Below are 20,096 nucleotides of genomic sequence, written 5' to 3' on the forward strand. Positions count from 1 at the left end.
GATTCAAAATTAGAGATGGACTACAAAGGGAAGAAAGCTGCTTTTTATACACTGGGTTGTAAACTAAATTTCTCGGAAACTTCTACCATTGCCGCCTCTTTTAAAGAGGTGGGTTTCGATCGTGTGGAATTTGAAGAAGAAGCCGATGTTTATGTGATCAATACCTGCTCGGTTACCAACCAGGGCGACAAGGAAAGCCGTAACATTATTCGGCGCGCGGTGCGCAAAAATCCAAACGCAATGGTGATTGTGGTGGGGTGTTATTCGCAGCTTAAACCCGAAGAAGTAGGTCACATTGAAGGTGTAGACCTGGTGCTCGGCACGCAGGAAAAGTTTCATATTCCGGCTTACCTGGGTGATTTGCAAAAAAAGGACACCACACAGGTACAAACCACGCGTCTGGCCAACATCAAAAGTTACCACCGTGCCTTTTCGTGGGGCGACCGCACCCGCAGTTTCCTGAAAGTTCAGGACGGATGTGATTACTACTGTTCTTTCTGTACCATTCCGTTTGCGCGCGGACGAAGCCGCAACGACACCATCGAAAATACGGTTGCCGAAGCACAAAAAGCTGTTGACAAAGGCTTTAAAGAAATCATTTTAACAGGTGTAAACATTGGCGATTTTGGCAAAACCACTGGCGAAAATTTCCGGGATTTGCTGAAAGCACTCGAAAAAGTGGAAGGCTTAAACCGCTTACGTCTCGGATCGATTGAACCCAATTTGCTGAAAGACGAGATCATTGAACTGGTGGCCGGATCAAAAGTAATTATGCCTCATTTTCACCTTCCATTGCAGTCGGGTTCCGACGAGATTCTTTCGCTGATGAAGCGTAAATATTCTACTGAACTCTACCGAAGAAGAGTGGAACGAATCCGGGAAATTGTGCCGCACGCATTTATCGGCGTTGATGTAATTGCCGGGACCAACGGCGAAACAGAATCCTATTTTCAAGAGTCATACGATTTTCTGAACAGCCTCGAAATATCACAGCTTCATGCTTTTACCTATTCGGAACGAAGCGGAACGCAGGCCTTGAAAATTCCGTGGAAAGTTGAAGTGGAAGACCGGAAACGACGCACACAGATGTACATCAATCTTTCGGAGAAAAAACTAAGGGCTTTTTATGAAAGACATCTGGGAGCCGAGCAAACCGTCCTTTTTGAAGACAAAAAAAGCCAGGACAGCATGAATGGTTTTACTGAGAATTACATCAAGATTGAAATTCCTTACAACGAAAACCTGGTGAACCAGCTGCATCCGGTAAAACTAGAGTCAATTTTACAAAATGGGCACGTTGCAGTATCGCTGCTCTAATTCACCTGAGATAAAAAAGAACTTAGAAGATTTCCTGTTAAATGCATCTATTAATTAACAGGATAGGAACACCTATTTTTTTCTGAACATAACAATATAAAAAAAGTAGCATCGTTAATATACAGTACTAAAAACGATAGCCTATAACAAACATTTACTCATTTTATCAATTTCTTTCATTAAACAAAAAACAAACTAAAATGAGAAAACTGTTTTACTTTGGCTTATTAACCTTGCTTGTTATTTCCTGCCGCAAAGACGACTCTAATCCCCCTGCTCCCATGCAAACAGCAAATTATCTACCTCTGACAGTTGGAAATTACTGGATTTATCAACATTACAAGATTGATTCTTTAGGCAATGAAACGGCATTATCTTATACAGATAGTATCGTGGTGGCGCGGGATACAATGATTAATAACAATCAATATTTCGTTTTGGAAGGAACTAATTATCCTTACAGTCAGAATGAATGGGGTATAATTGACATTGTTCGGGATTCAAGTGGTTTTATTGTAGATAATATAGGCAATATCTCTTTTTCGTCAGACAATTTTGAGGACATTTTAGCGTCTAAAACAGAAGTTATAAATAACGACACAATATACACACTCACGTTTCGGATGGAAGAGCCAGACATTACTGTTTCTGTGCCTGCCGGAGAATTCGAAGTCTTAAACTTCAAAGGAACGCTCATTACTTTTCCCAAAATTAAGCAGATATCCAATCCTCGCTACGAGAATAATTACTATTCGAAAAATGTAGGAAAAATCCTTGGTAACTACCACTATATTAGCCAACCCTCTGTTTATGAAAAAAGACTCATTAGATATAACATTAATAAAGATCAACTTTAAGTATATCCGATCTCTTACCTGCTAATTTGATTGTATCTGAAAACATTTCCTCGCGAAGAAGCAGAACACTAACATTCTGCTTCTTCGCGATCTCTATATTAATTTTACTGATTGCAAAAGGTAATTAACCTCAGGCACCTGCTTTCTTCGATTTCTCCCGCAATAATTTTCTGTACTTTTACCCAAAATCAGAATAATGGATTACAGAAAGCTATCTTTTCAGGTGCAGGACATTGCCCGTGAAGTGGGAGATTTTATCCGCACGGAGCAGAAAAAATTATCCGCTGAAAATATCGAAATAAAAAGTGTTGCCAGTCTGGTTACTTATGTCGATAAAACCGCCGAACAACGCATTGTTTCAGCTTTAAAAGCGTTGATTCCCGATTCGGGTTTTGTAGCCGAAGAAGGAACTGCCGAATCAAACAACGAGAAGTACACCTGGTTTGTAGACCCGCTCGATGGAACCACCAACTATCTTTTTGGGATTGCACCGCATTCAGTAAGCATTGGTTTAGCCGAAGACGGAAAAATGATACTCGGCGTGGTATACGAAATTGGCGCCAACGAAATGTTTTACGCGTGGAAAGACAGTCCGGCGTATTGCAACGAAAAGGAAATTAAAGCCGCCAGCCGTTCAAAGATGGAAGAAACGCTGATCGGAACCGGTTTTCCGTATTACGATTTCGACCGCGTGGACGACTACATCAGCGCCATGAAATATCTGATGAAAAATACACTTGGCCTGCGTAGGTTTGGATCGGCCGCAGTAGATCTTTGTTACGTGGCCTCGGGTCGTTTCGATGCCTTTTTCGAACATGCCCTGCATGCGTGGGATGTGGCTGCGGGTGCGTTCATCCTTCAGCAGGCCGGAGGCAAAGTCACCGACTTTAACGGTGGCGACAACTGGCTTTTCGGAGGACAACTGGTTTCCGCAAGCGGCAGTTTCTTCGACACTTTCTACTCAATTATTCACGGATACCTGGAAGATAAGCAGTAAAAAAATAGTATTTTGGGAATAAAATACAATTGCCATGGCTGAAAAAGAAATTGCACTGTTAAAGGAACAACTCGCCCGCCTCGACGAACCAAAATTCGACCTCGAAGCCTGGAAAAATCACACACTTATTTTTCTGGAACGAATTTTCGGGAAAGACAGTACCAAACTGAAGCTGATTCGTGATTTGCGGTACGATTATTCGAGCTGGAACCTCCGCGACACGGCTGCCATCGGAAAAACAAAAGACAAAGACCCGGTAAAAATGCAGGCCAGGGAAATCCTGGAAGCCACCATTATGGAACTGGAAAAGCTGGGCTTGCCCGGCGATACTTCAGAACATCAAAAAGTGTGGGAACTTCTGGAGGATGAACTCACTGGTAAACAGGTAAAGGAAATTGAGGCACTTCTAAAATCAGAAACTTCGGATAAGGCAGAAAAGATTGGCGAAATTCTGGAAAAACTAGAAAAGGAAAATCTCGCAGCCATCATTGCAAAACTTCTTCTGAACTAATTTACATGACAAGCAAGCCAAAAATTGCCATTGTAATTTTAAACTGGAACGGGGTAAAACTGTTCCCCGATTTTCTTCCGTCGCTGATCGAACATTCGAAGGGAGACAATATTGAATTAATTGTTGCCGACAATGGTTCAACCGATGACTCGCTGACTTTTCTGGGAAAGAATTTCCCATCAGTAACGCTACTTGATTTAAAAACCAACTATGGCTTTGCCAAAGGTTACAATGTGGCGTTGGAACAAATTGATGCCGACTATTTCGTACTGGTAAACTCGGATGTAAAAGTGAGCGAAAACTGGATTCAGCCATGTATTCAGCATTTTGAATCGGACAAAAAAGTGGCTGCTGTTCAACCCAAAATACTGAGTTACCATCAACCCGAATATTTCGAATATGCCGGTGCTGCCGGTGGTTTTATCGATCAGTTTGGCTATCCGTTTTGCCGGGGACGTATTCTCGATAAAGTGGAAAAAGACGAAGGGCAGTACCAGACTCCGGGCGAAATCTTCTGGGCCAGCGGTGCCTGTATGTTTGTCAGGGCCGAAGTATTTAAATCGGCAGGCGGGTTAGATCCGCTCTTTTGGGCACACATGGAAGAAATCGATCTTTGCTGGAGGTTCAAAAACCGGGGGATGAAAATCATTTACGAGCCGCAAAGCGTCATTTATCATTTAGGTGGCGGTTCTTTGTCGTACGGCGATCCGCGCAAGGTCTACCTCAATTTCAGGAACAACCTGTACATGCTGTACAAGAACCTTCCCAAAAATAAATTTAAACGTATTCTTTTTATCCGAATGATACTCGACGGTGTCGCAGCCGCCAAGTTCTTGCTGGGTTTCGAAGGAAAAGCTTTCCTGGCAGTGGCCAAGGCACACGCTACGTTTTATAAAAACCTGGGAGAACTTCGAAAAAGCAGGGCCGAAATTCAACAACATACCTTATCAACCGATCATCCTGAAATTTTCAGGAAAAGCATCATGTGGAAATTTTTTATTCAAAAAAAACAAACTTTCTCAAGTTTGAATTTTAAGCAGAAATAAGCATGCAGAAACTTACATTTACAGAACCCATTTACACCTATCATATCGATTTTGTGGGACACGTCAACAACATTATTTATGTGCAGTGGCTCGAAAATGCGCGGGTAAAATTAATTGAGGCCATGGATCTCAGCATTTCCGACCTCTCGATAGAACACAACATTTTACCCATTATCACAGAAACCCTGATTCAATATAAAAAACCATTTTTCCTGAGCGACACGGTTCAGGTAGAAGTCTGGGTTTCGGAAATGTTCAATGTTTCGGCCAACTTCAAATTCCGCTTTCTGAACGGGAAAAATGAACTCTGCTGTACTGCCCAGCAAAAAGTACTTTTTATTGACAGTGACACACAAAAACCTTCCAGAAAAATTGTAAAGTTTCGCGAGAATTTTGAAAAATTTCTTTTCTTGGAAACTGAATGAATGTAACGATTGAGAACATATTGCTGATAGGATCCCTGCTGCTGTTCATCGGAATACTGGTTGGTAAAACCTCTTACCGTTTTGGGGTTCCAGCCTTGCTTTTGTTCCTTGCCGTTGGTATGCTTGCCGGCTCTGAAGGAATCGGCGGAATATACTTCGACAACTCGCAAGCGGCACAGTTCATCGGCATTGTATCGCTCAATTTCATTTTGTTCTCTGGTGGTTTAGATACCAACTGGAAGTCCATAAAACCGGTACTTTGGCAGGGTATTTCACTTTCGTCACTTGGCGTATTGCTGACGTCCGTCTCCATTGGGCTGTTTGTATGGGCCATCACCGATTTTTCACTTTTTGAAGGTTTGCTGCTGGGAGCCATCGTTTCTTCGACCGATGCCGCGGCCGTATTCTCGATTCTGCGTTCAAAAAACCTGAGTTTAAAAAACAACCTCAAGGAAACGCTGGAGCTCGAAAGCGGAAGTAACGACCCCATGGCTTATGTGTTGACCCTTACTTTTCTGGGACTGGTTCAAAATCCCGAAACCGGTTTTTGGTCCATTGTTCTGCTTTTCCTGCAACAAATGCTGGTAGGTGCCCTGGCCGGATTTCTCTTTGCCAAATCAACAAAATTCATCATCAATAAAATTCAGCTGGTTTACGAAGGTCTCTATCCTATCCTGGTAATTGCCCTTATGTTTATGACCTTTGCGGCAACCGATTTTATTGGAGGAAACGGCTTTTTAGCGGTTTATATTTGTGCGGTTTACATTGGCAACCAAAACATTGTTCACAAAAACACCATTGTGAAAATGTTCGACAGCCTGGCCTGGCTGATGCAAATCGCTCTTTTCATTACCCTGGGGCTTTTGGTATTTCCTACGCAATTATGGCCCGTGGCCGGAATTGGCTTGCTGATTTCGATCGTTCTCATATTTGTAGCCCGGCCTTTGAGTGTTTTCCTGAGCCTCCTCCCCTTCAAAATGAAATTGCGACGCCGTTTCTACATTTCCTGGGTTGGCTTACGCGGTGCGGTTCCCATCGTATTTGCAACTTACCCCTTACTCGCCGGGATTGAAAAGGCCAACATGATCTTCAACATCGTCTTTTTTATCTCGCTTACATCCGTTCTTATCCAGGGAACCACGCTTCATACTGTGGCCAAATGGCTCAATGTTGCCTTGCCCCAGGAAAGTAAAAAGAATGCAGCCTGGGAAGTCTACATGTCGGAGCAGGCAAAGAAAATTATTACCGAACTTACCATTCCCGAAAATGGATTTGCCGCAGGGAAAAAAGTGGTCGAACTGCATTTCCCGTCCACATCGGTTATCTCCCTCATCAAACGCCGGGATCATTACATTACTCCCAGCGGCACCACTACAATCGACTCGGAGGACACACTTTTTATTCTTTCTGAAGACAAGGAAAGCATAAGCAAAGTATACGAGTGTCTGCAAGTAACACCGCCAATCTCTGAACGATAATAAAACAAGCCGGTAACTCTCCTTTTGAAAAGACAACTACGTATATAAACGTAGTTCAGAATACGTATATCAGCGGTTTTAAAACTGTCGGGATTTGCCAAGCTTTGCAAAATACAGGCAGTTTTTATGTATTCAGATTTAAACCAAAGATTAAAAGCGGATGTACGGCTGGAAGAAGGGCTACAGGCCTGCATGAACTGCGGAATTTGTACGGCCATCTGCCCGGCAGCCGAGTTTTACGAATATGACCCCCGAAGCATTGCCATAACGGTACAATCGGGAAACGAAGAAAAAATTGCAGCGCTGCTCGAAGGCGATACGATCTGGTACTGTGGCCAGTGTATGTCGTGCAAAACACGCTGCCCCCGCAACAACTGCCCCGGACTAATCATCAGTGTGCTACGCAAACTCTCCCAGGAAACCGGCGCTTTTATTAAAAGCCGGATGGGCCGCCAGCAATATTTAATTGTCAAAACCATTGGCGCAAACATCCTCCGGTTTGGCTACTGTGTCCATCCAAATTCCCTCGTTCCGGCTACCCATCCGGAACAGGGACCGGTTTGGCGCTGGATATATGAAAATATGCACGAGGTGTATGCCGCTGTGGACGCTAATCTCGACGGCGACGGCCCCGGCGCCATGCGAAAAATCAGTCCAACGGACCTGGACGAGCTTCACCAAATATTTGAGGTAAGTGGAGGCCTAAAACTCTATCAAACCATTGAGTATTTCAGTCAATTAAAAGCAGTTGAAATGGGACTGACCGACACAAATGGCAAAGCTGACATGGAAAAATACACGCAGTATTTACTGAATGAATAAGGCAAAACATGGAACCGAAAACAAAAATACGCTGGAGCGAATACAACAAGAAAATTGCCGATGATAAGTTCTTTTACTTGAGAAGTTGCATCCGGCAAAACTTTAACCCTGGGGCTGAAAAAGTATTTTTGTCCATCCTTCAAAATAACCTGCGGAAAGAGGTTTACGACGATCCTCATCACACCACTTGCTCGGGCATTGGTTATCATTCCGACATTGTGCCATTCGAAACCTTTCAAACCATGGTGGCCCGGCAGTTTTCGCTTATGACGGAACGCGGGTACAAAAACTGCGCGGTGTCGTGTATAACTTCGTTTGGCGGCTACAACGAGGTACTTTCCACCTGGAAAGAATTTCCGGAAGAGCTTGAAAAAACACGCGAAAACCTGTTAAAAGCAACCGGAAGAACGTTTGAAATACCGGAGAATCTTTCCCACGCGTGCGACATTATTTACCATTTCAGAAAAGAAATTGCGGCACAGGCACGCTACCGTTTGATCAATAAGGAAACCGGAGAACCGCTGAAAATAGTGGATCATATCGGGTGCCACTATGCTAAAATCTTTCCGGAGAAAGGTGTGGGCGGCTCTGAATATTCTCGCGTACTCACCGGAATGATTGAAGCCTGGGGCGGAGAAGCCGTTGATTATCCCGAACGCCGGCATTGCTGTGGTTTTGGATTCCGGCATTACCTCATAAAAAACAACCGAAGTTATTCCATTTCCAACTCGCGCAAAAAATTTGAAAGCATGCAGCCGTACCACCCCGATATGATTCTGACCAACTGCCCCGGCTGCAACATGTTTCTCGATCGCTGGCAGTATGCACTGGCACAGATCGAAGGAAAAGTTTACGGAGGCAAAAACGGCATCCCTGTCCTATCACACGAAGAACTTGCAGGATTGGTGCTGGGTTACGATCCGTGGAAAGACATTGGTTTGCAAATGCATCAGATTGATGTGGAGCCATTTCTGAACAAAATAGGAGTTGAATACCATCCGAAACAAAAATTTACTGGCGTTAAGGGGCAATACATTAATGAACCTGCATTTACCGGTTGTTTAGCAAGAAAAGATTGAAAACAGATTGAGTGGATTGATGTGATTGCATTTAAAACCAGTTGAAAACATTAAAAGCGAAGAGGGTGAACAACAAACATGTAGCCGTTATTGGCGGAGGAATTGCCGGAATGGAGGCCGCTTCGGTACTTGCCCGGCAGGGACTGAAAGTGACACTGATTGAAAAACAGGCAAACACAGGCGGTAAACTAAACGATTGGGATCATCTTTTTCCCGATTTTTCGTCGCCCGATGAACTGGTGAGTTCGCTGGCGACAAAAACAAAAGACAGCGGAGTAAACACGGTTTACAATACCGAAATCAGCCGGATTGAACGCGCCGGCAAACGCTTCGAGTTACGGGCTAACCAGGATGTCCGGTTTTATGCTGATGCCGTGCTGGTAGCTTCGGGCTTTAACGTTTTCGATGCCACCATTAAAGAAGAATACGGTTACGGGCTTTTTGGGAATGTGATTACATCGGTTGATTTTGAGAAACGGATGAAAAAACACGGACAGCTGCGCACCATTCAGGGAACAGCACCCAAGCGGGTTGCCATCATTCATTGTGTAGGTTCGCGCGATGCCAAAGTTGGCAATACTTACTGTTCGAAAGTTTGTTGCATTACCGGGATAAAACAAGCCATCGAAATAAGCGAAATGCTACCCGACTGCGAAGTATTTTGTTTTTACATGGACCTGCGTTTGTATGGATCGACGTTCGACAGTCTGTACCTCCAAGCCCAGAAACGCCATAAAATCCAGTTTATCCGGGGCCGTTTATCGGAAGCTGCCGAGCGTGCTGACAAAAGCATCCAGATCAAAGCCGAGGACACACTTCAGGGCCGTCCGTTGCGAATGACTGTCGACATGGTAATCCTTTTAGTGGGAATGGAGCCGGGAGCATCCACTTCGCAGCTGATTCAGAAAAACCAAATGACCGTGGATGAAAACGGTTTTCTGAAATCCACTAACATGCACTGCGCCCGCAACCAAAGCACGCAAGAGGGCATTTTTATGGCGGGAACAGCAATTTGCCCAATGGCAGTAAATGAAACCATAGAAAACGCCAGGTCGGCTGCTACCGAAATCATTCACTTTTTTGAAAACCACAGGCCATGAACGATCTCAGCTTTTTAAAACCGGCTTCCCGCCAAATCGACTTCGATAATTTCGACGACCGTCTGCTGCTTTATGTGCTGCAATACGAGCCATCGTTTTTTACCTGTATTTCGTGTGGAGGCTGCACGGCAACCTGCAGCGCCGGTAACCTGACCAATTTCAACGTTCGCAAAATCGGGCTTTGGCTGCGCCGCGGCGAAACCGAAAAACTTTCTGAGGAGATCCAAAAATGCATGTTTTGCGGGAAATGCACACTGGTTTGTCCGCGCGACATCAATATCCGGAACGTGATCTTGCTGATCAAAAAACGCATCGCCATGCTGAAAAACGAAAATACACCGGCATAATGGAAAAGCTCATCATTCTTCCCTTTAGCATTGGCTTTATCTACCTCCTTGGAATTCTGGGATTTCGCTTTGTGAAATGGGTCGGCGGTTTGTCGCGACTGGATAAACTCCGGCTGATACACTCTTTCAAAACCCGGCGTTTTTTTGATTCGCTTAAAGAAGTTTTTATCGAAGGACTTCTGCATCGCAAAATTTTCAGGAAAAACCCGGTGCTGGGTTACATGCACATGAGCCTCGCCTTTGGCTGGTTTTTACTGATTGTTGTAGGTCACTTTGAAGTGATGGTTTCCCGGCAATCGTTGATTGCACCCATTTACCTGCCTGTGTTTTTTCGCTATTTCGAAACCAGTCATTCCTTCCCGTTATCCGGTATTTTTTCATTTCTGATGGACTTATTACTGTTGTTTGTACTTTCCGGAGTAGCACTCGCAATGCTGAAAAGATTCAAAAAAAAGTTGTTTGGAATGAAAAAAACGACCCGGCTAAAAACCGGCGACCGAATTGCCTTAGTCTCACTGTGGATGATCTTTCCTTTGCGGCTTTTAGCAGAAGGAATGTCGGCAGGCTTGTACGGAAATGGTAGTTTTCTGACTTCCACTCTTGGTCACATTTTTGGCAATCTAAACTCAGAAACGGCCAACCTTTCACTTTGGACCGCCTATTCCTGCTCGCTGGGATTCTTCTTTGCCGCTTTGCCCAATTCGCGTTACATGCACATTCCCACGGAGATATTATTGATTTTTGTTCGGAGTGCAGGCGTCAAACTAAAAAAGCGGAATAATACCTACACCAACATCCAGGTGTTTTCGTGCTCGCGCTGCGGGCTATGTTTAGACAATTGCCAGTTGTCGGCTGCCGGAATCAACAACACGCAATCGGTATACATCCTGAAAAACATCCGCAACCACAACCTCTCCGATGAACAGCTTTTTAACTGTCTGCTCTGCGGAAAATGCGAGGTTGACTGCCCGGTAGGCATCAACACCATCGACCTGCGAATTACCCAACGCATCGAATCGACCCGGCAGTACAATTCCTCTTACGAATATTTGGAAGATGGCCCCGCCCCCAACGCTGACACAGTTTATTTTGCCGGATGCATGACCCATCTTACTCCCGGAATTATTGCCTCGATGAAAAAGCTTTTCCAACTGGCCGGTGAAAGTGTCTGGTTTATGGACAAGGAAAAAGCACCTTGTTGCGGGCGCCCTTTGATGCTGGCCGGACAATACGAGGCTGCCTCGAAACTGATTGCCAACAATACCCGGAAAATAATTGGCTCGGAAGCGAAAAAACTGGTGGTCTCCTGCCCCATTTGTTACAAGGTTTTCAAGGAAGATTATGAACTTGTAAATGTGGAAGTAGTGTTTCATGCCGAATATATTTTAAACCTCATCCGGCAACAAATCATCACACTGAAAAAAGGTTCGGATCGGATTATCTATCATGATCCCTGTGAACTGGGACGCGGAATGGGTATGTTTGAACCACCGCGCGAAGTGCTGCGGGCCACCGGGAAAGTCATTCCCATCAAAAATGAAAAACAAATGGCCCATTGCTGTGGCGGCAGCTTGGGAAATCTAAAAATATCTCAACCGGAACGTGCGCTGCTCCGCAACCAGGCCGTAGAAGATTATCTGCAATACCGTCCCGATGTGTTGGCGACAGCCTGCCCTATGTGCAAAAAGACATTCTCACGCCATCCGGGGCTAAAAGTGCAGGATATTTCCGAAATGGTAGTACAGGCCCTGCAAAGCAAGGTTCAGCCCAAAGCAGTAACAAAAAAGGCAAAATCAGAAGTATTGGAAGCAGAATTAATATAAAATTTCCATCCTCATTTTCAGCCAGTAATAACTAAAACGGGCATCAAACCTTCAACAAAAGACTTAGAGGTCGTATTCCCCGGCAAGAAGTTAGACAAAATCAAAAAAAGCTTTATAACTTTGTCGCGACATTTACGCAATGGGGTGTCCCGAGGACTCGGGACTGAGATTATACTCAAAGAACCTGATCCGGTTAGTACCGGCGGAGGGAGAGCGAAAGGGAAAATTTCCTGCCTCATTGGTTAGTTTTTAACCAATTAATCACAAAATGAAAAAGTTTAGTTTTTTACTGCTGTTACAGGTATTGGCAGTTGTGTCGTTTGCTCAGGTAAAACTGAGTGGTGTTGTATTGGGCGATGGAGAACCGCTGGCCGGCGCCAGCATTGTTATCGACAATACTTTCTACGGTGTTTCAACGGATGGAAGCGGTAGTTTTGAGATGAAAAACCTGAAAACCGGCGACTACACCCTCAAAGTTTCTTTTATTGGTTTTGAGACAAAAGAAGTGGAAGTAAGTCTTCAAACCAACAAGAAAATTGAAGTGAACCTGGCGCCGGGAAGTGTTTTAACCGACGAAGTGCTGGTTTCGGCAACCCGTGCAGGGGTCAAAACTCCGGTAGCTTACAGCAATGTATCAAAAGAGCAGCTGGAAAGCCAAAACCTCGGGCAGGACATTCCCTATTTGCTGCAACTCACACCATCGTTTGTGGCAACTTCTGATGCGGGCGCCGGAGTGGGTTACACCAATTTCCGTATCCGCGGAACCGATTTGAACCGCATCAACGTTACCATTGACGGAATCCCGATTTCAGAATCGGAATCACACGGAACATGGTTTGTTGACATTCCGGATCTGGCCTCATCGCTTGAAAACGTGCAGGTTCAGCGCGGTGTTGGAACTTCGGCAAACGGAGCCGCTGCTTTTGGAGGCTCTATCGACCTGCAAACCAACACCCTCAACAAGGAACCTTCTGCGGAATACCGGACTTCAGTTGGATCTTTTAATACTTTTAAAAACACTGTTTCGGCCGGAACCGGTTTGCTTGATGGTAAGTTTACCTTTGATGTTCGTCTCAGCAAAGTAAAATCAGACGGCTTTATTGACCGGGCTTCTTCCGACCTGAAATCATTCTTTCTTTCGGGTGGTTATTACACAAAAAAGTCAGTGCTGAAAATCAATGTTTTCTCGGGCCTCGAAGAAACGTACCAGTCGTGGTGGGGCGTTCCGTCAGTGCGTTTAAATAACGACATAGCAGGAATGCAGCAATACGAAGACAATTGGCTTTATACACACGAGGAAACTCAGCACATGATTAACTCGGATAGCCGCACCTACAATTATTACACGTACGATAACCAGATAGACCACTATCAGCAGGATTATTATCACCTGCATTTTTCGCACCAGTTTAACGAATTCCTGCACCTGAACACAGGACTTCATTACCGCCGAGGACGTGGCTACTACGAGAACTACAAGGCTGATCAGGATTTAAAGGAAAAGTATAATATCCAGTATCCGGTTGTTGGAAACGATACAATTAAATCGTCGGATTTGGTGAACCGGAAATGGCTCGACAATGACTTTTACGGAGGTGTTTTCGCTTTAAACCATAAAAAAGACCGGGTTGACTTTACTTTAGGCGGCGGTTGGAATACATACGACGGCGATCACTTCGGAAATGTAATCTGGGCACAGTATTTAGGCAACGTTGCCCCCAATTACGAGTGGTACCGTGGAAACGGCTTGAAAAAGGATTTCAATATTTATGCAAAATTCAGCTATCAACTGGCGAAAAAATTAAATGTTTACACGGATCTGCAATACCGCAATATCAACTATAAAATTACGGGAATTCATGACGATTTGAGAGACATTAGCCAGGAGCATGATTACAACTTTTTTAATCCGAAACTGGGAATATTCTATCAGCCTGCCGACAATCAGAAACTGTATGCATCGTTTGCAGTAGCCAACCGCGAACCCAACCGCGACAACTTTGTGGATGCCGACCCGAACGGAAAACAACCGGTACACGAAACGCTGCACGACTGGGAAATCGGGTACAACTATCAGTCGTCGAACTTTACAGCCGGAGCCAACTTGTACTACATGAATTACAAAGACCAATTGGTTTTAACCGGAGAAATAAACGATGTAGGTGGCGTAATTATGCTAAACGTTGACAAAAGCTACCGCGCCGGGCTGGAATTACAGGCAGGCTGGAAAATCTTGCGTACCCTGCAATGGAACGCCAATGCAACCTTCAGCAAAAACAAAATAAAAGATTTTACAGAATTTGTTGACGATTGGGACACCGGCGAACAACAAGCATTTGACCTTGGAACTACAGACCTGGCCTTTTCACCCAACTTTACCGGTAACAGCCAGATTTTGTTTACACCGGCAAAGAACCTGTCGTTTAGCCTGCTTTCGAATTATGTTGGCAAACAATACATCGATAACACTTCGAACAACGACAGAGTGTTGGATGCCTATTTTGTAAACAACCTGAAAATTGATTACCGTTTAACAACAGGTTTTTTCGACGAGATTGTTTTGCATTGCATGGTGAACAACCTGTTCAACGAAAAATATGAATCGAATGCTTGGGTTTACTCCTATTTTCTTGGTGGCGAACGCTATAAACAAGATGGTTATTTTCCGCAGGCCGGGACACATTTTATGTTTGGCGTAGACTTTAAATTTTAGCAATTCCTTTGTGATACTTTGTGCCTTCTTTGTGATACTTTGCGTTTCTATTTTACCACAGAGTTCACAGAGAAGCCACAGAGCTTCGCATCCGGGTCATTCCAGAATCACTTTTCCTTCAATCTCCACCAGCAAATTATCGCGGCAAATGTCGGCAATGATATAAACCACCGGCAAGTTTCCAAAATGCTTTTTAAATGTTCTCCGGATAGCATGAAAATCCTTCCGGTTCTTTACATAAACCCGAGCGTGTCCGTATTTGGGTTCCAGCCTTTCATCAGCTAGTTTCTGAAGAACTTCACCGGAATACAAACGCTGTATATTTTGAATGGTAACTTCGGTTTGAAGCACAGGATCGCCAACACCTACCGTATTTTCGCCTGTAATGGAAGCGGTTCCTGAAATAAAAATCTGTTTTTTACCACTGTAACTGAAGTACCGCGCCCGTTCAAACTTGGGGGTGGTTTTTGCGAGACACTCCTCGCCCACCAATACTTTTTCGCTGTACGAATGTGCCGAAATCTGTTCAGGGTTATCAACCGGAGATGTTATTACCCCGTCCCCTTTAACAGCCACAAATTCAATGATCACACCTCCCCTGTTCATGCCAATTCCGGTAGCTGCCGGGTATCCGTTGTTTTCGAAAACTGATCCGTAATACTGCGAGCGCACATCGTTAAAAGCCTGGTAACGTTGCTCTTTTTCGTCGAAGCCCAAAATGTTTTCAAGGTAATTCCACTGCCTGACAATGTTTTCAAGGCTAAAACCGGCTTTTTCAAGAACATCGCTCAGCGTTTCAAACGCTTTTTCAGAATTGCCCCGGCAGGAAATATTCTGATTGGAACGAACGTTCCCCACTACTATCCAGGCATTTTGATTCCGAAAAATGGCCGTTCCGTTTTCTCCTTCCGAAACCGACTGCATTTGCCACACTGCCGGATCGTAATAAAAAGCTTCAACAATGATTTTGCAGGTAAGCGGGGGTTGCGCAATAAACGACAGAAGGATGTTTTCGGAGAATAATTCGGCAACACGCTTTTTCACTTGGCGTCGAAGTGCGGCATAAGCCTCATCCGATTCGGTATCAACAAAAAAGTTGAGCTTAAAAATACGCTTCCCCGAATTGATTTTTAGCAACTTCATGCAACAGCTCTCCACTTGTTCCTCAAGTGGAGAACACGCACGTTCGGGTTTAATATAAATTCTGTCTCCGTCTAAAAAATACATTCTCAATCCCTGTCAATCACAAAATGCAGAAAAGAAACCGAGTTCCTTCCACAACATTTCAGTTAAACGAAGCACAAATATGGCTGTTTTTTTCGCGAAAAAAAATGAGGCTGTTTTCTAGTAGTCCCCATCGGCCACACCGCCTTTCAGCACAGCTTCGGTTGATCCTATTCCCAGCCGGTCAGCTCCCTGGTCTAAAAATGAAACAGCATCTTCCCAACTGCGAATTCCTCCCGATGCTTTGACTTTCATTTTAGCGCCAACGGTTTTTACCATCACATCAATGTGTTCGGATTTTGCACCGCCCGGTCCAAAACCAGTGGAAGTTTTTACATAATCGGCACCAGCTTCATACGATAACTCACACGCTTTCGCAATTTGTTCCGGAGAAAGAAAACCACTTTCCTGGATCACTTTTACCAAAATCCCCTGCTGATGTGCCACTTCTACCACGGCTTTAATATCCTGTAAAACGTATTCGTATTCACCCGAAAGAAAACGCCCGATGTTCATCACCATGTCTATTTCATCCACACCGTCGTCAATGGCCTGTTTGGCCTGAAAAGCTTTTACCAGTGTGGCATCGGCCCCGTGCGGAAAACTCAGTACACACGAAACTTTAACTCCGCTGTCTTTCAGTAATTCTTTTGCAGCTATTATATCACACGGCTTTACACACATACTGAAAACGCCGTATTTCGCACACATTTTTGCATTGGCTTCCAAATCGGCCAACGTTTGATCGGGCTTTAACACCGCATGATCGATGGTTTTTGCAACCTGTTCTATTGTATACATATTATGCTTCTGTAATTACTTCTATTGTTTCAATGGCCACGTTCAAATCTTCCTGACGCACATACAACTCAATGGCAGACTGGACTCCACCAACAAAACCTGCCTGAATTCCCTGACCGTAACCATCCTTGATCAGGCAAAAAATACCGCGCGACTCCAATTCCTGTTTAATCCTGTTGATTATCAGTTCGCCTCCGGTATATACTTTTACAATTTCATCTTGTGTGTTCATATTCATAGTTTTTTAGTCTTCCATTTCTTTCAGAATCTGCTCCACCTGCTCGTTGGTCTGCGTTAGCTTGTCTTTGCAGGTTTTTAGCAGGCTGGAAACGCGCTTCACCTTTTCGGCCAGTTCATCCACATCCAGTTCTTCGTTCTCGATTTTCTCGAGAATCTCTTCGATTTCGGCCATCGCTTCGTTGTACGATATTTTTTTACTTACCATTATCTGTTTGATTTGTGATTTTACTTTTTACATGACCATCGGCAAAGCGGGTTTCCAGTTCTTCTCCCACCTTCAGTCCTTTGGCCGATTTGATGATTTTCCCTTCTTTCAAAGTTAGTGTAAATCCTCTCTTCAGCACATTCTCGGGGGTTAATAAACGTACTGTATTTTCATTCAAACGCATCCGGTCTGCCTCTTTCAAAAGTCGTTTTCTGGCTTCTGTTCCTACTTTTCGCTGCACCCGGTCCAACAAAGCCTGTTGTTTCAACAACGACTCTCCGGCTACTCTTCTTAAAATGCGATGGTTACGGCTGAGCTTGTTTCGGGCCTCCACCGACCAAACCGACAACACTTTATTCAGCTGATGTTTTTGACCGATCAGCTCCCGCTGTTTGCCAAAAGAAAAGGAGCTTACTCCCTGCTGTAAACGGCTTCCTGTTCGGTTTAGACTGTTTTGTTTATCCCGGATAAATTCAGAAATAGTATCGCTTAGATTTTCAGCCAGGTCTTCCAGTCTTTCTTTTTGAAACTGCAAGGTTTCCCGGCTTAGCTGAACAATGGAATTTTCCAACTCCAGCAGCCGTTCGTAAAAACGTTCCACCCCGTTTACCAGAAACTCAGCCACTGCTGTCGGGGTTTTCAAACGGGTATGCGCCACCAGGTCGATGATCGTATCGTCTTTTTCATGACCGATCCCGGTAATTACCGGCAATGGAAACTGCGTAATGTTTATGGCCAGGTCGTAATTATCAAAACTACTTAAGTCGGCAGTGGCACCTCCTCCGCGAATAATGACAACCGCATCAAAAAAGTCATCGTATTGAAAAATCCGCTCCAAAGCGCGAATGATCGAAGGTACTGCTTCTGCTCCCTGCATATAAGCCTCGAACAAATGCGTGTAAAAACGGAAACCGTACTCATTGCTTTCGAGCTGATTCATAAAATCCTGGTAACCCGCGGCTGTTGCCGAAGAAATTACCGCAATTTTCTGAGGAACCAGCGGCAATTCCAGTTCCTTGTTCATCTCAAAAACACCTTCCTGCTGCAAGCGTTCGATGATCTGTTTTCGCTGCAGGGCCATGTCGCCAACCGTGTAGGTAGGATCAATATCGCGGATGTTCAGGCTCAAACCATAGGCCGGATGGTATTCCACCGTTGCCTGCACCAGAATTTTTATCCCGTGGGTAAAAAGCTGTCCGGTAGTGGTTTCAAAATAAGGCTTTAACATGCGGTAAGTGTACGACCAAATAGTGGCCCTTGAACGTGCCGTAATGGTGTTTCCCTCTTTTTCAACCAGCTCCAGGTAACAATGCCCGCTGCGGTTTTCCTTTAGCTCACTCACCTCGGCCACTACCCAAACCGTTCCGGGAAATGCACTGAGCAAGGCATCCTTGATACGTTCATTTAGTTCTGTTAACGTGAGCTTCTGGTTCATCTATCTTATTTTGTTGACCTTCAACGTTTCTGTTTCGGTCGCAGTCCTGATTCTTAAAATATACAAGCCGTTTTCAATGGCGGCCCAATTGTTTACTACGATTCTTTGCGTTCCCTGATACACCCATTGTTCTTTCAACCGGCCATCGATGGTAAATAAATCAAGCTGAACTTCGCTTGAGGAGAACATCTCATTATTTTCCAATACCAGGTAATCTGACACCGGATTGGGAAACACCTTCCAGCGGGTATTTGTTTCAATAATATTTGCCGACAAAGGGTCCAGAAGGACCGAAGCGGTACGCATATTTGGAATGCCATAGCCAACCAGTGAATCGGGCGAAAGGTATTTACTTCCGGATTTTTCCAACGCATCTTTGATCTCGATGGCAGATTTGTCCGGGTGTCGTTGCCACAAACATGCCGCCATTCCCGCCAAAATGGGAGATGAAAATGATGTTCCGTTATTTTGGCCAATCGCTCCGTTCGAAAGCTGTACAATCGACCGGTATCCCAAAGCAGCCAGGTTGGGTTTTATGGCACCATCAGCTGCGGGCCCTGCCGAAGAAAAAGAAGCCGGATATAGATTTCTATCAACCGCTCCCACTCCGATCACCCCAGTGCCATCCGAAGGCGCAATGATACGAAACCAACTTTTGTCTCGCTCATTTCCCGCACTTGAGAACACAAGCATCCCTCTCGAAGCTGCAACATTGGCCGCTTTTGTAACGCGGGTTGTTTTACCGTCCATGTCGGCATAAATATGATTGGTCTGCGGATCGTCAAACGTGCAGTATCCCAGCGAAGAGTTGATAATATCGGCTCCCACGCTATCTGCAAATTCGGCTGCCGCAACCCAGTTATCTTCTTCCAGAATGTATTCGCTGTTATTATCTTCGGAACGCAACAACCAATAAGATGCCTCAGGTGCTGTTCCGATCAATTTGCCGGGATAGTTTCCGCCCATACACGATAAAACATACATTCCATGTGAATCCGTATTGTAAAAATCGCTTTGCGGATCAACAAAATCCCTGGTTCCCAAAACCTGGTTATTGGTCCAGAGGCTGTCGAAAGCCGGCAGATCGTTTGCCTTCAAAAAACCGGCATCAAGCACAGCTATTTGAATTCCTTCTCCTTTGTAACCCTGGTTATGAAGAAACTGGCCTTCCAGCATTCCCACCTGGTAAACCGATGCTCCGTAAACTGATGTATCAATTGGATCGGCTTCGGAAACCATTTCTTCAGCAAACTTAATTGTAGCGCTTTTCGTGGGTTGTCCGGGTTTTGTTTTTTGAACTTCGGAAATAAAACTCCAGGGCAACAACAAGGTGTCCAACTGGTCCATTTCGGTTTTTACGGTCATTCCGTTTAACCATTTCGATGAATGAACATAAACGACATCAAGGGTAAGAACCGAGTCGATATACGTCTTATTTATCGGCAGATCCACGGAGTCAATCGGAATATTTTGTTGAATACGGCGTTGAATCGCCCTTTCCGAAAGGTAAGCTTCCGGCGAAGACAAAGAATATTCCGTGCCCTTTTTATCAGTAAAAGCTACCCAGTAAAAATTTTGCCCGAATGTATGCGTACAAATTGTCAGTGAAAAAATCAGGAGTATAATGTATCGAGTCATTTAGCGTATTTCAAATTCTACCGCCAATTTAATGAAAA

19 protein-coding genes and 1 riboswitch are annotated in these 20,096 nt (G+C 44.5%); of the genes, 13 read left to right on the forward strand and 6 right to left on the reverse strand.

The annotated features are described in order from the left end of the window. Nucleotides 1–15 precede the first annotated feature (15 nt). From mtaB to INQ51_RS10695, 13 genes are all read left to right on the forward strand, one after another. Nucleotides 16–1,317: a tRNA (N(6)-L-threonylcarbamoyladenosine(37)-C(2))-methylthiotransferase MtaB gene (gene mtaB / locus INQ51_RS10635; protein WP_233377952.1), complete on the forward strand. Its 1,302-nt coding sequence runs from the start codon at nucleotides 16–18 to the stop codon at nucleotides 1,315–1,317. Nucleotides 1,318–1,517: 200 nt separating this feature from the next. Beyond that, entirely contained in the window at nucleotides 1,518–2,174 is a 657-nt protein-coding gene (locus tag INQ51_RS10640; protein ID WP_233377953.1) for a hypothetical protein, read from the forward strand. A gap of 196 nt (nucleotides 2,175–2,370) precedes the next feature. Next, nucleotides 2,371–3,171, forward strand: coding sequence for an inositol monophosphatase family protein (locus INQ51_RS10645; protein ID WP_233377954.1), 801 nt, complete (start codon nucleotides 2,371–2,373; stop codon nucleotides 3,169–3,171). A gap of 34 nt (nucleotides 3,172–3,205) precedes the next feature. Then, nucleotides 3,206–3,682 carry a hypothetical protein gene (locus INQ51_RS10650; RefSeq protein WP_233377955.1) on the forward strand — a complete coding sequence of 159 codons (477 nt, stop codon included), beginning with the start codon at nucleotides 3,206–3,208 and terminating at the stop codon, nucleotides 3,680–3,682. A 5-nt stretch (nucleotides 3,683–3,687) separates the two neighbouring features. Continuing rightward, nucleotides 3,688–4,728, forward strand: coding sequence for a glycosyltransferase family 2 protein (locus tag INQ51_RS10655; protein WP_233377956.1), 1,041 nt, complete (start codon nucleotides 3,688–3,690; stop codon nucleotides 4,726–4,728). Nucleotides 4,729–4,730: 2 nt separating this feature from the next. Further along, on the forward strand, nucleotides 4,731–5,153 hold the full coding sequence (locus INQ51_RS10660; protein WP_233377957.1) for an acyl-CoA thioesterase: 423 nt from the start codon (nucleotides 4,731–4,733) through the stop codon (nucleotides 5,151–5,153). Next, on the forward strand, nucleotides 5,150–6,631 hold the full coding sequence (locus INQ51_RS10665) for a potassium/proton antiporter (protein WP_233377958.1): 1,482 nt from the start codon (nucleotides 5,150–5,152) through the stop codon (nucleotides 6,629–6,631). Before INQ51_RS10660 ends, INQ51_RS10665 begins: the two co-directional genes overlap by 4 nt. 126 nt (nucleotides 6,632–6,757) lie before the next feature. Then, on the forward strand, nucleotides 6,758–7,453 hold the full coding sequence (locus INQ51_RS10670) for a 4Fe-4S dicluster domain-containing protein (RefSeq protein ID WP_233377959.1): 696 nt from the start codon (nucleotides 6,758–6,760) through the stop codon (nucleotides 7,451–7,453). 8 nt (nucleotides 7,454–7,461) lie between these two features. Beyond that, nucleotides 7,462–8,532, forward strand: a complete 1,071-nt coding sequence (locus tag INQ51_RS10675) for a heterodisulfide reductase-related iron-sulfur binding cluster (RefSeq protein WP_233377960.1) — start codon at nucleotides 7,462–7,464, stop codon at nucleotides 8,530–8,532. A 65-nt stretch (nucleotides 8,533–8,597) separates the two neighbouring features. Further along, nucleotides 8,598–9,632 carry an FAD-dependent oxidoreductase gene (locus INQ51_RS10680; RefSeq protein WP_233377961.1) on the forward strand — a complete coding sequence of 345 codons (1,035 nt, stop codon included), beginning with the start codon at nucleotides 8,598–8,600 and terminating at the stop codon, nucleotides 9,630–9,632. Further along, a complete protein-coding gene (locus INQ51_RS10685) occupies nucleotides 9,629–9,979 on the forward strand; it encodes a 4Fe-4S dicluster domain-containing protein (RefSeq protein ID WP_233377962.1) in 351 nt (116 codons plus the stop codon). The genes INQ51_RS10680 and INQ51_RS10685 overlap by 4 nt, the downstream gene beginning before the upstream one ends. Then, nucleotides 9,979–11,802, forward strand: a complete 1,824-nt coding sequence (locus INQ51_RS10690) for a (Fe-S)-binding protein (RefSeq protein ID WP_233377963.1) — start codon at nucleotides 9,979–9,981, stop codon at nucleotides 11,800–11,802. The genes INQ51_RS10685 and INQ51_RS10690 overlap by 1 nt, the downstream gene beginning before the upstream one ends. A gap of 130 nt (nucleotides 11,803–11,932) precedes the next feature. Continuing rightward, nucleotides 11,933–12,030: riboswitch (TPP riboswitch) on the forward strand. A gap of 40 nt (nucleotides 12,031–12,070) precedes the next feature. Further along, nucleotides 12,071–14,515, forward strand: a complete 2,445-nt coding sequence (locus tag INQ51_RS10695) for a TonB-dependent receptor (protein WP_233377964.1) — start codon at nucleotides 12,071–12,073, stop codon at nucleotides 14,513–14,515. A 96-nt stretch (nucleotides 14,516–14,611) separates the two neighbouring features. Here INQ51_RS10695 and INQ51_RS10700 read toward each other — a convergent pair whose 3' ends face one another. The 6 genes from INQ51_RS10700 to INQ51_RS10725 form a co-directional block, all read right to left on the reverse strand. After that, nucleotides 14,612–15,658 carry a hypothetical protein gene (locus tag INQ51_RS10700; protein WP_233377965.1) on the reverse strand — a complete coding sequence of 349 codons (1,047 nt, stop codon included), beginning with the start codon at nucleotides 15,656–15,658 and terminating at the stop codon, nucleotides 14,612–14,614. 201 nt (nucleotides 15,659–15,859) lie between these two features. Beyond that, nucleotides 15,860–16,540: a deoxyribose-phosphate aldolase gene (gene deoC / locus INQ51_RS10705; RefSeq protein ID WP_233377966.1), complete on the reverse strand. Its 681-nt coding sequence runs from the start codon at nucleotides 16,538–16,540 to the stop codon at nucleotides 15,860–15,862. 1 nt (nucleotide 16,541) lies between these two features. After that, nucleotides 16,542–16,772, reverse strand: a complete 231-nt coding sequence (locus INQ51_RS10710; RefSeq protein ID WP_233377967.1) for a putative signal transducing protein — start codon at nucleotides 16,770–16,772, stop codon at nucleotides 16,542–16,544. Between the two features lie 12 nt (nucleotides 16,773–16,784). After that, the gene (xseB, locus tag INQ51_RS10715) at nucleotides 16,785–16,985 is read right to left on the reverse strand and encodes an exodeoxyribonuclease VII small subunit (RefSeq protein WP_233377968.1); all 201 of its coding nucleotides are present in this window, start codon (nucleotides 16,983–16,985) and stop codon (nucleotides 16,785–16,787) included. Then, nucleotides 16,975–18,420, reverse strand: a complete 1,446-nt coding sequence (gene xseA, locus INQ51_RS10720) for an exodeoxyribonuclease VII large subunit (RefSeq protein ID WP_233377969.1) — start codon at nucleotides 18,418–18,420, stop codon at nucleotides 16,975–16,977. The genes xseB and xseA overlap by 11 nt, the downstream gene beginning before the upstream one ends. Beyond that, a complete protein-coding gene (locus tag INQ51_RS10725; protein WP_233377970.1) occupies nucleotides 18,421–20,058 on the reverse strand; it encodes a S8 family serine peptidase in 1,638 nt (545 codons plus the stop codon). Nucleotides 20,059–20,096 lie beyond the last annotated feature (38 nt).

This window comes from Maribellus sp. CM-23, assembly GCF_021354595.1.
Lineage (GTDB): Bacteria > Bacteroidota > Bacteroidia > Bacteroidales > Prolixibacteraceae > Draconibacterium.